The sequence below is a fragment of the Trichocoleus sp. DQ-A1 genome (assembly GCF_039961955.1).
Taxonomy (GTDB): Bacteria; Cyanobacteriota; Cyanobacteriia; order Cyanobacteriales; family FACHB-T130; genus FACHB-T130.
This window is the reverse complement of sequence record NZ_JAMPKE010000020.1, coordinates 1-13,779: the sequence shown is the minus strand read 5'-3', so window position 1 is coordinate 13,779 and position 13,779 is coordinate 1. Positions and strand designations below refer to the sequence as shown.

At 48.4% G+C, this 13,779-nt stretch carries 9 protein-coding genes and 1 pseudogene; 3 read left to right on the top strand and 7 right to left on the bottom strand.

What is annotated here, in order from left to right:
- Window positions 1-95: 95 nt before the first annotated feature.
- Window positions 96-1,373 carry an acetylornithine/succinylornithine family transaminase gene (locus NDI33_RS18200; protein ID WP_190676382.1) on the top strand — a complete coding sequence of 426 codons (1,278 nt, stop codon included), beginning with the start codon at window positions 96-98 and terminating at the stop codon, window positions 1,371-1,373.
- Between the two features lie 71 nt (window positions 1,374-1,444).
- On the opposite strand, the gene clpS is transcribed toward NDI33_RS18200, so the two are convergent.
- On the bottom strand, window positions 1,445-1,807 hold the full coding sequence (gene clpS / locus NDI33_RS18195; protein WP_190414456.1) for an ATP-dependent Clp protease adapter ClpS: 363 nt from the start codon (window positions 1,805-1,807) through the stop codon (window positions 1,445-1,447).
- Window positions 1,808-1,983: 176 nt separating this feature from the next.
- Window positions 1,984-2,550 (bottom strand): hypothetical protein, encoded by a 567-nt coding sequence (locus NDI33_RS18190; RefSeq protein ID WP_190414457.1) that lies wholly within the window; start codon window positions 2,548-2,550, stop codon window positions 1,984-1,986.
- Window positions 2,551-2,700: 150 nt separating this feature from the next.
- Between NDI33_RS18190 and NDI33_RS18185 the strand changes: the two genes are divergently transcribed.
- A complete protein-coding gene (locus tag NDI33_RS18185; RefSeq protein WP_190676380.1) occupies window positions 2,701-3,714 on the top strand; it encodes a hypothetical protein in 1,014 nt (337 codons plus the stop codon).
- Between the two features lie 52 nt (window positions 3,715-3,766).
- Here NDI33_RS18185 and NDI33_RS18180 read toward each other — a convergent pair whose 3' ends face one another.
- Entirely contained in the window at window positions 3,767-5,788 is a 2,022-nt protein-coding gene (locus NDI33_RS18180) for an FAD-dependent oxidoreductase (protein WP_190676378.1), read from the bottom strand.
- A gap of 787 nt (window positions 5,789-6,575) precedes the next feature.
- Here NDI33_RS18180 and NDI33_RS18175 point away from each other — a divergent pair.
- The gene (locus NDI33_RS18175; protein WP_242030467.1) at window positions 6,576-7,409 is read left to right on the top strand and encodes a DUF4142 domain-containing protein; all 834 of its coding nucleotides are present in this window, start codon (window positions 6,576-6,578) and stop codon (window positions 7,407-7,409) included.
- A 213-nt stretch (window positions 7,410-7,622) separates the two neighbouring features.
- On the opposite strand, the gene lnt is transcribed toward NDI33_RS18175, so the two are convergent.
- From lnt to NDI33_RS18155, 4 genes and pseudogenes are all read right to left on the bottom strand, one after another.
- Window positions 7,623-9,326, bottom strand: coding sequence for an apolipoprotein N-acyltransferase (gene lnt / locus NDI33_RS18170; protein ID WP_190667480.1), 1,704 nt, complete (start codon window positions 9,324-9,326; stop codon window positions 7,623-7,625).
- Between the two features lie 23 nt (window positions 9,327-9,349).
- Entirely contained in the window at window positions 9,350-11,932 is a 2,583-nt protein-coding gene (gene gyrA / locus NDI33_RS18165) for a DNA gyrase subunit A (RefSeq protein ID WP_190676376.1), read from the bottom strand.
- 241 nt (window positions 11,933-12,173) lie between these two features.
- A complete protein-coding gene (locus NDI33_RS18160) occupies window positions 12,174-13,472 on the bottom strand; it encodes a chloride channel protein (protein ID WP_347275912.1) in 1,299 nt (432 codons plus the stop codon).
- Window positions 13,473-13,673: 201 nt separating this feature from the next.
- A pseudogene (locus NDI33_RS18155) lies at window positions 13,674-13,779 on the bottom strand (IS1 family transposase); the annotation flags it as partial.

Genomic DNA, 13,779 nt, shown 5'->3' with positions numbered 1-13,779 from the left:
TGTTTTCTCAGGGTTTATAGTTCCCTTTAAACAGAACTTTTTGAAAATTCCCTTTAAGATTGCCAAATAAGGATAAAAAATTTCAGGAGTAAGCAGTGAGTCTAGAAACTCTGGTTGAAAATCCCTCAATTCCGGCAGAGTCAGGCGTGTCCGTTCCGTATGACCCAGAAGGTTTTGACGCCTCGGTGATGAGTACCTACGGGCGCTATCCCCTAGCTTTAGAACGGGGTGCGGGTTGCCGCCTGTGGGATAGCGAGGGGCGCGAATATCTGGACTTTGTTGCCGGGATTGCCACTTGTACCCTCGGACACGCTCACCCAGCTTTGGTGGAAACCGTAACTCGCCAAATCCAGACGCTGCACCATGTCTCTAACTTGTATTACATCCCGGTACAAGGGGAATTGGCAAAATGGTTGATCGACCATTCCTGCGCGGATCGGGCATTTTTCTGCAATTCCGGTGCTGAGGCAAACGAAGGGGCAATCAAACTGGCTCGGAAATATGCCCACACGGTCAAAGGGATCGAAAAGCCGATTATTTTGACGGCTCACGCCAGCTTCCACGGGCGCACGTTGGCGACGATTACCGCTACAGGTCAACCGAAGTACCAGAAAAATTTTGCCCCGTTGATGCCTGGTTTTTACTATGTACCTTACAACGATATTGGGGCGATCAAGAATGCGATCGCTACCCTCGACGAAGGCGATCAAGGCGTCACCGCAATTATGCTGGAAGCCTTGCAGGGAGAAGGCGGTGTGCGTCCCGGCGATGTCAAATACTTCCAAGAATTGCGGAAAATCTGCGATGACAACGACATCTTGCTAATTTTAGATGAAGTGCAAGTTGGCATGGGTCGCAGCGGCAAGTTCTGGGGATACGAGAATTTGGGAATTGAGCCGGATATCTTCACGTCTGCCAAGGGATTAGGCGGTGGCATTCCCATCGGTGCAACCTTGTGCAAGAAACATTGTGATGTTTTTCAGCCGGGAGATCATGCTAGCACTTATGGCGGCAATCCTTTTGCCTGTGCGGCTGCGTTAACCGTCTGTCAGACGCTAGAACGGGATAATATTCTGCAAAATGTACAAGATCGCGGCGAACAATTACGAGCTGGATTGAGTGCGATCGCATCTAAATATCCCGACCAAATTAGTGAAGTGCGTGGCTGGGGTTTAATCAATGGGATGGAGTTGAAGGCAGAGATTGATTTAACTTCAGCCGATGTCGTTAAAGCAGCGATCGCCGACGGCCTATTGTTGGTACCTGCTGGTCCCAAAGTGATTCGATTTGTGCCGCCGCTGATTGTCTCTGCTGAAGAGGTAAACCAAGCGCTGCAAGCCGTTGAACGGGCAATGGCAACCGTAACCGCGTAGGAAATCGGAAAGTTATGAGTTATGAGTGTTGAGTTTTGAATTAAGAATGCTAACTCACACTCATAACTTTTTTAAGCCGCCTCTAGAGGAGCCATTGTCAACCCAGCGCGGCTGAGTTGCTCGTGGTAAAGTTCTGCTTGCTCTTGGGGACCCACCCAAACAATCGCTTGACCTTCAAAGTGGATTTGGTAGGTGTGTTCCCAAGCGAGATCGCTTGTCATGTCAGGGATATATTTCACCAAACACTCGTGAACGTGTTCAAACGTATTGAAATCATCGTCCAACACGATCACTTTGTAATTAGGATATAACTTGCGGACAACTTGACTAGATCGTTCAGGAGTCTGAACAGGAGCTTGAATCGGTGCAGCGGCGGTCGGTAAAGTGATACCGGAGGCGATCGCGCCAACAGCGGCTGAAAGTCTCCTAGTCATAAGGCAGATTGCGAAAAGACCTTAACAAAATTAATTTACAAGTATTTTGCTCTATTTTAACAATCCTGAATCCCCGAAAGTAACAGGTTAAGTCAGAATCATCTTCGTTTCCTGTGACAACCAAGCAAAACCAGAGCGGGATTTGGTGCAAAGTTTTGGCAAAATGTCAACAAAACCTAGAAACCCTCTACCAGGAATTGTTCAAAGCGTTGTATAAATCCAACCGCCAGCTGTACCAAAGGCCATCCTACCAAACAAATTAACGCCGAATTGCGAGTGCTGATATCTAACCCTTGGCGGACTGCTACAATCACAGCCAGCAAACTCCAAACGGCTAGCACCCGCTCAAGTGGTTGTCCGAACAAAGGAATCAGCGTTAAGAAATTCAGCACTTGCGGAGCATAGGCAAAGCCAATCGGAATCATCAAATCCCTATAGGTAACGTGATTTGGTTTTCGCCACTCCCCAATCTTCCAAATGGTAAGCGTCCAGAAATAGTAGCCTCCCACAATGCTCATCCCATCAATCAGAAGCGCCAGCAGCATTACGGGCAGCGTTGCCAGGTTAATTAATAAAATAACAGCACTACCCAAAGCATGGGACAGTGCTGCTAAAATCACAATAGTTTGGGCAATTCGATAGGTTTTAGGCGTATTTCGAGCATTTTCATAAAAATTTCCATCTAAAGCAAGTGCATTCCAAAGGGTCGTGCCCAAGCTTACTTTTGATTCCTCGCTGCTCACGTTGAATCCTTACTACTCACGATTGATGACAACTTTGGATAGGATACTGCGTCAGGGATGCCTCAGGGAGCCAACCACCAAAAAAATTCACTTCCTGACCGAAATTAATTGACGTTAAGACAGTAACAGTAAGCAACTAGATATTCTTGAATGCTGCGATTGATTTGGCGGATACTTGTATGGCTTCGAGGGGGAACCTTGAAGCTGTTGCTCCTAGCGGTCTTTATACTCATCATCTGGGGTATTACTTCGCCAGTCGGGACTGTAGTATGGTGGCTGGAACAAGGAGCAGAAACTTTAGGTTTGAAGAAAAACCAAAGCTCGATCTTGCCACCCAACAATAACTCAAATCCTGACTCCAAATCCTCCCAAATCAATTGTTACATTGTCTTTTTGACAGGAGTGGGAGATTTTTCTGCCAATGAATTAACACCTGGAGAAGAAGTCTTTTTAGACCGGATTGTTGAGAGTCATCCTAATTGCGTAGCCGTAGGAGATGTTTTCCCATACTCAGCCGAGAACAAGGGTCTAGGAGGACAGCGGTTATTAAGTCCCGTATGGCACTTTGCGAATCGAAATGGTGGGATGGGAATCGCCAGCGTGCTGATCAAAATCCGCAATCTCTGGCGATTTGCGATTTCCGCCGATCCTCGCTATGGCTCTATTTATAATCAGGGGATTGCCAATGCCATCATCGAGCGGATGAATAGTGGGCAGCCCATTTCCCGTAAAGGGGGTCAACCGCTTGACATCATTCTCGTTGGAACGAGTGGTGGCGTACAAGTTGCCTTGGGTGCGGCTCCCTATCTTAACCAATGGCTACATCCAAAAATCACTATCGTCTCTGTGGGTGGGGTCTTTAATGGGAGGTCGGGCTTTCAGGCGGCTCGTTTCTATCACCTGCGAGGGAGTCGAGACTGGGTTGAGGATCTCGGCGGGATTGTCTTCCCCTCTCGGTGGCTGTGGAACGTGAGTTCCCAATTTAATCAAGCTCGTTTGCAAGGGCGTTATTCAGCCAGGAGCAGCGGCTCCCACGCTCACGATGGCCCTGAAGGTTATTTTGGTCTAGAAGTTGCTAAGCCGGAGGACATGACTTATGTAGAGTTAACCCTCCAAGAGGTGAATAAACTTCCTATTTGGTCGCTAGAGAAGCCAGCAAAGTAGTCATTGCGAATCGGGAATGGCTAGCCAATTAGCCATTCCCAATTCACAAATATCACTTCCAATCTTCCCAATTCTGGTTGAAAATTGAGGTGTCTGGAAAGACAGTCGGATTGTTATTCTTATCCAATCGACGTTTCAGCGCTTCTAGTTGTGGTTCGGCGCGTGGCAGTTCATCCACTAGCTGATAAGGCGCGATCGCATTTTCTAAGGCAAAAGCGGCTGTCGTTCCAGCAGCAGCCCCCGCTGACCATTCAAAGGAATGCACTCGATAGGCAGCGGCGGCAATATGACTGGTCGCAATACTTTTCCCTGCCACTAGCATATTGTTGATTTTTTGGGGAATCATCGCTCTGAGAGGGATTTGGAACGGATAAGCTTGACCTGCACCCCGTCGTTCACCTTCCCGTTCGGTGTTTCCTGGAGCTTCTGCGGGGCTTTGGGTCATGCAAGGATGGAAGTCAATGGCATAGTGACCAATCCCCACAGCGTCGGGATAGATGGTGGAACGAGTGCGCCGCATGACTTGTTCCGGCGGCTTGGTGCCGCTCAGTACAGACGCTACTTCCAGTCCTGCAAGCGATGCCTGTAGTCTCCGATAGGTATCTGGTGACAATGTTTGACGGTAGTAGTCGTCTTTGTAGTTACGGCGAGAAATATCAATTTCCCAAATGCTAAAACCTTGAGGATAAGCCAAGGTGGGGCGTCCAATAATTCGCCGTCCTTCCCGCATATAAGGATACTTAGATAACCCATGCACCGTTCCCATTGGGGAATCTAACCCACTCAGGTAACGGTTATTGGGTTTCGCCTGCTTAACTCCTGGGCCAAGTTGAGAGTCGGTGGTTCCAGCAACCAGCCAGTGAAAATATCCCAGCGCGTTTTCCTCGCCTTTGCGGAGGGTTTCGGTTCGCAATCCTCCCATCCATTCTCCAGGCTGTAGCTGTCCAGCGGCTTGCAACTGGTCGCGAGTGTAAACTAAGTTATCTTCGGCGTTTCCGGGGCGGTAGTCGTTGCCCCAAGTCCAGTTCTGCATGGAGATGTCGCCGGGAGTGGGCCCCGTATAGGAAAGACCCCCGAATTTGGTTGTTTCTCCAGCTTTAGGACTCCAAATGCGTCGGTAGGTGAAGACTAGCCCAAAGTCCGCCAGTCGCTTTAATTCATAGCTGTAGTAGGGTTCATATTGAGAATAGAACGGTGGCGGGGTATGGGTTTGCGGTTTTTGGGTTGCCTCCATTGCAAAGGTGTAGGTAAAGCCTTGGGTGCAATAGCGATCGCCCGTTTCACTCGAAGAAGAGGGTTCCAGGTAAGAACGGGGGTCAATCCCTAGCCGGTAAGGAACGTCAGCCAGGGCAATCAGTTCGCCGGTTTCTGAGGCGTCAACGACGTACCAATTTGGGGCATTTCCAGGTGCTGGCTTTTTCGCTGGCTGGGGTACAAAACGCACAATGCTTTTTTCAAACTGAGGCGAGTTCTCGTAGCGATAAGAATCCTCAATCGTTCGCGATAGCGGCAAGGTGTTGAGAGGGGATGCGCCTTTAGCTGGGCGATGCTGGATAGCGATCGCACCTTGAATCAAATTGCCCGCTTGGTCGATATTCAGTTCTTTGATTACCGTCGAGGGAAACCATTTCAGCTTGCCTCTGCCTCTTTTGGCAGCATCTTGCAATTGGTCGTACAGCAGTTTGTGAGCATCGCGGGGAAGAAAGCAGGATTCACTAACCCAACAATCGCCAGGATTGAGTTCTCCATATTTGCGATTGATTCGCTGTCGCAAGTCCAGGTAGCCGCGAGAATATAACAGCTTTTGCCGTTGGGTAGGGCGTTCATCCAGTGCGGAAGTTCCCTGTGCGGAAATTTGTCCTCCTACCCAGTCGGTAATTTCCGTGAGGCAAACGGTTCGCCCCGCCAATAAGCCTTCGTAGGCAGTCGCCGCACCGGAGAGTCCCCCTCCAACGACCAAGATTTCACACTCCACTGTTTGATCTGGGTTTCTAGGGGGTGCTGCCAAAGCAATTGGAGTGAATGATTCTAGCAATGTTAAGCCTAGAGTCAGGCTAAGGAGCGATCGCTTCATGTTTAGACGTTTCAGCTTCTACGTATATCTAGCTAGCTCTCCGACGCTACCACTCTCAAATTGTTCATTGCAAGCTTTTCTGGCGGCAGTCAGAACAAGCGATCGCTCTAGCCTATCCCGAAAAGGCGATAAATATTCCTCTACTCGAATCCCCCTGTTGAATTAGATGGCGATTCAAGTCAGCATCTGCACTTTTCTATAGCTAGCAGTGCAGCTAATTCCCGCTATTGGTAGTGCTTCGGATTTTGATTGCAGTAGCGCTGCGAATAAATCCTAATTTCCTAAGGACTCGCTGAATAAGCCTCTACCTAATGAGATGTTTTTAGTTCTGAAAATCCCTTACTTTAGCCTAGTTTTTAATTTCATTATCCTGTATAAAACCGAACAAAAATAGATTGCATTCATTTTTATTCTAAAAAACAAATATCGATCGAGATTTAGTTGCAATTTAGAGCAAGCTAGAGATCGCATCTGATAGACACGGCGCTGTAATATGTTTTTTGGAATTTCCAGTGAAGCTACAAAGTAATCTTTAGCAGCAAGTAGGGTTTTAAAGAAGGAATTGATACGATTAGCTCTCTCGGTAAGCAAACATATCTAAAGAGAGAGGTAGTTGAAGAAAGATTAAGCAGTATTAGTAGATGTATACCTGCTCAGATGTAAATGATCGCTGAGTTGAGAAAAAAAATTTAGTGCATCAAGACTTTCCTGAATTTGTTAGCTCTTTTTTGGCTAACGAACCTACGGTCAGCCCTAGCAAACAAAAGCATTTCCTGGAGATTTAACCATGATGAAACGAACAACAGCAACTGCTGCCCTTGTAGCAGTTGGATTATTTACGTCTCTGGGCTTCTCAGCCGTAGCTCAGACCACCCGCCCCGTAACGCCATCAACCCGACCGGCAACGCCGTCAAACCGACAGGCAACGCCATCACGCAACAGCCAGTTGACTGCCCTAGATAGGCAGTTTATTATGGACGCCGCCCACGGGGGAATGGCAGAAGTACAACTTGGGCAACTGGCGTTAGAAAAGTCAACCGACCCGAATGTAAAGCAGTTCGCGCAGCAGATGATTCAGGAGCATACACGGGCGAACCAAGAGCTGATGCAGTTAGCGGCTCAGAAGGGAGTCACGCCTCCAACCACTCCGGGGCCAAAGTATGAAGCGGCAATGATGCGGCTTCAGCAGTTGTCTGGAAAGAGCTTCGACCAAGCCTATATGATGGAGGGCGGGCTGAACGGTCACTTGGAAAGTGCCGCAGTGTACCAGCGTCAAGTTGGACTGGGACAAGATCCCGATCTAAAAGCATTTGCTAACAAAATCTTGCCAAGGGTGCAGGGTCATTTAGAAATGGCTGCGTCGATGACAGGTGCCAGGGTGGCTGAGACAGACAATGCGATGCCTGGAATGCCTGGAATGTCTGGGATGCAGATGAACCGAGGGACGCAGATGAACCGAGGGACGCAGATGAACCGGGGGATGCAGATGAACCAGGGGACGCAGACAACCCCGAATATGCAGATGAACCGGGGAATGCAGACAACTCCTGGGACACAGATGACTCCTGGAACACAGACGACCCCAATGCAGATGAACCGTGGGACGCAGATGAACCAGTAACATTGAACCAGTAACATCGGGCAATACTATAGAGCGATCGCATTTTCCTACGGGAGAGTGCGATCGCTCTTGTTTGTAGAGACGCGATTCATCGCGTCTCTACAAACAAGGTTATTTAATCTACCATCCCAAGATGGTTTTAACGGAGGGAGCGATCGCTATTCTTTATGACTACACTAAGCGAAAAATAAACGGGTAGCGGTAGGGTTGCCATCATCTTCCACGCTGATTATCTCGCCAGAAGATAGTGAAGAACCAAGCGATCGCTCCCAACACCAACAAAACGGGTGTTAACCAATCGCCCCAACGCACATATAAAGTCTGTGTTTGTCGTCGATAAATTGTGGCTACGTGTAGCTGGTAAGTATTCATTTTAGATATCCACAAGGTTCTCCCGTGAGGATCTATCACGCCAGAAAATCCAGTATTCGTAGCGCGGACAGCCCAGCGATCGCTTTCGATTGCCCGCATCAAATCTTGAGCGTGATGCTGAGCCATCATTGAAGAGGTGTAATGGGCATCATTAGACGCTGTGAGGATAAATTCCCCACCCGCAGCCGCCTGACGCCGGAACAGTTCAGGAAAGGCGGAATCATAGCAAATACCCACAATGGCGCGTCCAAAGGGTGTATCAAATATTTGATTTGTTTTGCCAGGAATTAAGTGAGCATCGAGAGGAGAAAGTTTATCAATTAGTTTCCCTAAAACTTTTTCAAAGGGAATAAATTCCCCTAAAGGCACTAACTTGGTTTTGTCGTAGCGACTAAAAGTTTCACCAGTACCCGTAATCGTATAAAGACTATTTGTATAATCATTTCCCTCTTCCCCAAAGGTTCCTACCCAAGCAACTACACCTTTATCCAAAATTGCTTGTAAGAAAGAATCTCGAATCCAACTGGGTTGCGTCCATTGGACGGGTAATGCTGTTTCTGGTATTAAAACAGCATCAACTCCCTCGTCCGCTAAAGTTTTGTAGCCGCTGGTATAGCCTTCGATTGCACGACGCCAGCCAATCGGATCGAATTTGAGTTTATTGGGAATATTTCCTTGAATAATTCCTACTTTTAATGCAGTTTGGGGAGGTTGAATCAAGGGACGGCTATACAGCCCAAATCCGATTAGATGTAACGCTACTAATAACCCAGCCGCAATGCTTAAATAACCTGGATGAAGAACGAACCGCCCTAGCGAAGCCATGCGCGTTAGCGCTTTAGGCGCAGAGGACGCAGAGGAAGGAGTGGAAAAATCTGTTTCTTCTCTATGTCTTATGTGTTGTTTGCGGTTAATCCATGCTTCGGCAATTAAGCCATTAACGGCTACAATTGCTGCGGTTACTGTGTTCGGGCCAGAGATTTTACCAAGGTGCAAAATAGCTAGATTGTGAGGACTTTGGGTATAAGAAAGGGAAGTCCACCATAGCGATCCAGAACCCCAAAGACTTTCAAGTCCGCACCACAAAGCAACGCCAATCAAAAGACGAAGAAAGGATGAAGATGTTTTGCTTTCTGGCTTGCAGAGGAAAGCCATACCAGTTGCCCAAATTGCAACTAATCCGGCTCCCCAAAGGGTGATGAAAGTCCAACAAAAGAATGCGATCGCTAAACTTGCCAGCCAGGGAACCCCCAACCATGTCATCGGGTGAATCCCGGTAATCCAAGATAAAGCAACGCCGTGATAGCCAATCCCCCACGCCAAACCAATTAAAAAGGGAGAATTAAAACTAAAAAATGAAGAAGTTTCTCCTCCTTTTTTAAGCTTCAATTCTCCCTTTTTAACGATTAAAATCCACAGAGGGGCTAAGGCAATCCAAGCTAGGGGCCATGCTTGGATAGGAGCTGTTGTCACCCCCATCAAGATGCCACCTACCAGAGAAATTAAAAATGCAGAATTAAAAATTAAAAAAGGTAGTTTCTTCATTTTTAATTTTGCATTTTTAATTTTTAATTCTCTACTTCTTCCTCATCATCAGTCGAGTCAGTCGAGTCAGTCGAGGGGGGTACTAATGCAACAGCAGCGATCGCATCATCTTCATCCAGGCGTTGCACCCGGACTCCAGTTGCCATCCGGGATTGCAGGGAAATCGCATCGGTTGCTTGACGGATGATAATGCCTCGGTTCGTCACCATCATTAGCTCATCGCCTTCATTGATCACCCGCAATGCAGCGAGTCGATCCTTCGGCTTCCGAAACTTTGTGGCGACTAACCCCATCCCGGCGCGATTTTGCAGGCGGAATTGGGAAACCGGGATTCGCTTACCGTATCCACCCATTGTAATCGCCAACACCCACGGCCCTTGACCATTGGTGATAGGGGCGTCTTCACTGGTTGCTTCCAATGCTTCCGCTGCTTCCGACTCCTCACTCTCGACGATCTTCGCAACCACCTGACTTGGCAAGATATCCATGCTGATCAGCTCATCCGCATTGCGGAGAGCCATTGCCCGAACGCCTCGCGTGGCGCGACCGAGGGGACGCAGTTGCTCGTGATTGGTTCTAAAGTGAATTGCCATTCCTTGTCGCGATCCGATGATGATGCTGTCATCGGCTCTCGCTCTTCGCACCCACCGCAACTGGTCGCCTTCTTCCAGGGAAATCGCAATCAAGCCATTTGCCCGAATATTGCCGAAAGCAGACAGTTCTGTCTTTTTGATGTAACCACCCTTGGTCAGCATCACCAGATATTCATCGCTGGTAAACTCTGTAACCGGCACGATGGAGGTGATTTTTTCGTCTCGCGGGATGGGCAGCATTTGCACAATCGGGATACCCCGCGCCGTGCGAGACGAAGCTGGGATTTGGTAAGCCTTGAGGCAGTAAACGACACCGCGATCGCTAAAAAATAGAACGCTATCGTGGTCGCAGCAGGTGAGGAAATGCTCAACGCCATCATCCTCTTTCATGCCAGTGCCTTTCTTCCCTCTCGTATTGCGGCTTTGCGCCTCGAAAGTGTTGACTGGCATCCGTTTGATATAACCCTGCTCTGTTAGCAGAATTAAGGCTTTTTCGTTGGCAATTAAATCGGTGTCATCAATCTCACCTTCCGCGTGTTCGATGGTGGTTCGTCGCGGTGTTGCGAAGGTGGTTTTGATTTGCGACACTTCATTTTCAATGATTTCCAGGATGCGACTTTTGTTCGCCAAAATATCCTGCAAATCGGCAATTTGCGCTTGTAACTCTTCGTGTTCTAAGCGAATTTTTTCTGCTTCCAGTGCTGTCAGTCGTCGCAACTGCATCTGCAAAATCGCATCCGCTTGCGACTCAGACAACCCGTAAGTCTCCATCATTTCCGCTTTGGCGGTTGGGGTGTCGGCGGCTCTGCGGATTAGCTCAATCATCGCATCCAGGTGCAACAGGGCAATCAGCAGCCCTTGCAGCATATGGTCTCGCTCTTCTGCTTTCCGCAATTCGTAGCGGGTGCGACGGGTGATGCACTCAATCCGGAAATCTAGGAAAACGGTGAGGAATTTCTTGAGACTGAGTAACTGGGGTTCCCCATTTACTAGCGCCAGCATATTCGCCCCAAAGTTTGCTTGGATGGGCGTTTGCTTGTAGAGGTTATTCAAGACAACGCGGGGATAAGCGTCTCGCCGGAGTTCTACGACAATCCGCATGCCATCGCGATCGCTTTCATCCCGAATATCGGCAATTCCCTCTAACCGCTTCTCATTCACCATTTCGGCAATTTTCTCAATCAGCGCCGCCTTATTCGTTTGGTAAGGCAACTGAGTGATAATGATTGCTTCCCGGTCAGGACGCCCCCGATGTTCAATGGTTTCTATCTGGGCAACGCCCCGCATTGTAATCGAGCCGCGTCCAGTCGTATAAGCTTCCTTAATCCCAGAAACTCCCAGAATTTGTCCGCCTGTAGGAAAGTCTGGGCCAGGAATATACTGCATCAACTCCAGGTCAGTAATTTCTGGATTGTGGATCAAGGCGATCAATCCAGAGATTAACTCTCCCAGATTATGCGGGGGAATGTTCGTTGCCATTCCCACGGCAATCCCGGAAGAACCATTGAGCAACATCTGGGGAATGCGTGCGGGTAATACCAGCGGTTCTTGCTGGGAACCATCGAAGTTATCCCCAAAATCTACTGTTTCCGCTTCAATATCCTGGAGGAGGGCAACCCCTGTGAGGGCTTGCAAGCGGCATTCGGTGTATCGCATTGCTGCTGGTGGATCGTTGTCCACCGAGCCGAAGTTGCCGTGTCCGTTAATCAGCGGGTCGCGCATGGAAAAATCCTGCGCCATCCGCACTAGGGCGTCGTATACCGCTGTATCACCGTGAGGATGGTATTTACCCAGCACTTCCCCCACCACACGGGCACATTTGCGGAAAGGTCGATCGTGGGTAAGACCCAGCTCATTCATGGCGTAGAGAATCCGCCGGTGTACAGGTTTCAGACCATCCCTAGCGTCTGGGAGTGCCCTACCAACAATTACGCTCATCGCGTATTCCAGGTAAGACCGGGACATCTCGCTCCCTAAATCCGTGGGGATAATCCGCTCCGGGGAAGTGGTCATACTGTGAAAAAGCTCCAAAAGTATAGAAAAATGGCAGATAATATGCAAAGGCTTGCAATAACTTCCGCCTTAATTCCAAATAATGACAAATTCTATTAAAATTTTATCACATTTTGGTCTTTCTGGGTCGTTAGTTCCGGCTTAATTCCTAATGATTAATGGCGAATCGTTTGTGGCTAGTAATGCGTTTTGCTATTCGCCCCAAACCATCCGTAATTAATCATCTTTTAACTGACTTTGGTTACTCAGCGATCGCTTCTTGCTGCGTTTTGAGTTGAGCCGTAATCAGAGGTGCTTTGGGAGCCAGAAAAAAGCCAATCAAACTGGCAAACAAGACAGGCGTTAACGGACTGATGTTCGTTAGTTTCGTCAACAGTAAAGTTGTACTTACGGGCGTCCGCGTTACCGATGCATTAAAAGCCGCCATAACGCAAATCATGGCAAGGGCAGGATTCAGTCCCGGAATCAATAGAGCGATCGCTTTGCCGATACAAGCACCCGTGAAAAAGATCGGGATGATAAACCCACCCCGCCAACCACCTGTAACCGTAATGGAAATCGCCACCATTTTGGCAATCGCTAGGGTTAACAAGAAAGCGATTGAAAAATCACGCTCGAGGACTTCTGCTAACTCTTCGTGTCCAAAATAACGGGTGAGGGGGAAAAGAGTCGCTAAAATGCCCAATCCTAAACCAGCAAAAGTCGTCCGTACATAAATGGGGCCGGGAATTCGAGCTAAAAGGCGATCGCATCCTCGAAAAATGCTCATGAACAGCCATCCGGCTACGGCTCCAATCACTCCGTACAGGATCGCCATCGCAAAATCATCAATGTTGTCGAGGGTGTACTGGGGAAAATGCCAAGTTGGTCCAATCCCTAGCTTGGTAATTGCCGCAAAAACTAGATAACTCGCGCAACTCGCCACAATCGCTGGCAGAATTGCTTCGTAATACTCCAAAACGTGTTGATGGTGCAAAATCTCTAAGGCAAACATGGCACCGCCAAGAGGTGCGCCAAATAAAGCAGTAAAACCCGCCGCCATCGCTGCTAAACTCATCGATCGCAGGTCTTCTCCCTGCAAATCCAAACGGTCAGCAACCCAAGTTCCCAACGAGCCGGTGACTTGTACCAGCGGTGCTTCTGGGCCAGCGCTGCCCCCGGCGGATATGCTGAGTAGGGATGCCAGAATCATTGAGGGATTTTTGGTCGCATCCAGGCGTCCGCCGCGAAAGTGGATATTATCGACAAGTACGGCAATTTCACCAGGATTTCCTAAAAAATAAATCACCAAGCCGATCAGCAACCCGGCAAGTGGCATCACCAGCAGCAGAGTCGGCCCCTCAACCCGGTTGAGGATGTGAATCAAGAACTCTAGAACGTTCCAGTACAACCCAGCGAATAAGCCACAAGCAGTACCGAGAACCGTCCAGCGTAAGACCCAGCGTGAAATCATCAGAGGATTTCGCTTTGCCAAGCCAAAAAGTTGAAGAAACCTCCAGCGTTGAATGCGCTCTGGGGGGTTGGGCTTTTCTGGTGACACTGCTATTTCCTCCCTATTGCTGGCAAATAAGTAATTTTTTTGTCTTAACTCTACAAATTGGCATGAAACTTATCTATTTTTAATAATAAATTGAATCAGAGCCTACAAAATACTTATGTTGATTATGCATTCAGTTACAGCGATTCCCATTCGAGTGGAATCTACCTAGCAACGCCAGGTGCAGTATTTTTTTTGGTAGTGCTAAACACGTAATGATGCGTTGTAGTAGTGGATAAAGTACCAGATTGCCCCAATGTGATTCTCCAACGATTTGGAGAAAGACAAGGTTTTTCGCACCAACCGAGAC

Excerpts from the sequence above, each read along its gene's own strand:
- lnt (WP_190667480.1), bottom strand. The coding sequence starts at position 9,326 with ATGAAGAAACTACCTTTTTTAATTTTTAATTCTGCATTTTTAATTTCT.
- clpS (WP_190414456.1), bottom strand. The coding sequence starts at position 1,807 with ATGACTAGGAGACTTTCAGCCGCTGTTGGCGCGATCGCCTCCGGTATC.
- NDI33_RS18180 (WP_190676378.1), bottom strand. The coding sequence starts at position 5,788 with ATGAAGCGATCGCTCCTTAGCCTGACTCTAGGCTTAACATTGCTAGAA.
- gyrA (WP_190676376.1), bottom strand. The coding sequence starts at position 11,932 with ATGACCACTTCCCCGGAGCGGATTATCCCCACGGATTTAGGGAGCGAG.
- NDI33_RS18185 (WP_190676380.1), top strand. The coding sequence starts at position 2,701 with ATGCTGCGATTGATTTGGCGGATACTTGTATGGCTTCGAGGGGGAACC.
- NDI33_RS18175 (WP_242030467.1), top strand. The coding sequence starts at position 6,576 with ATGATGAAACGAACAACAGCAACTGCTGCCCTTGTAGCAGTTGGATTA.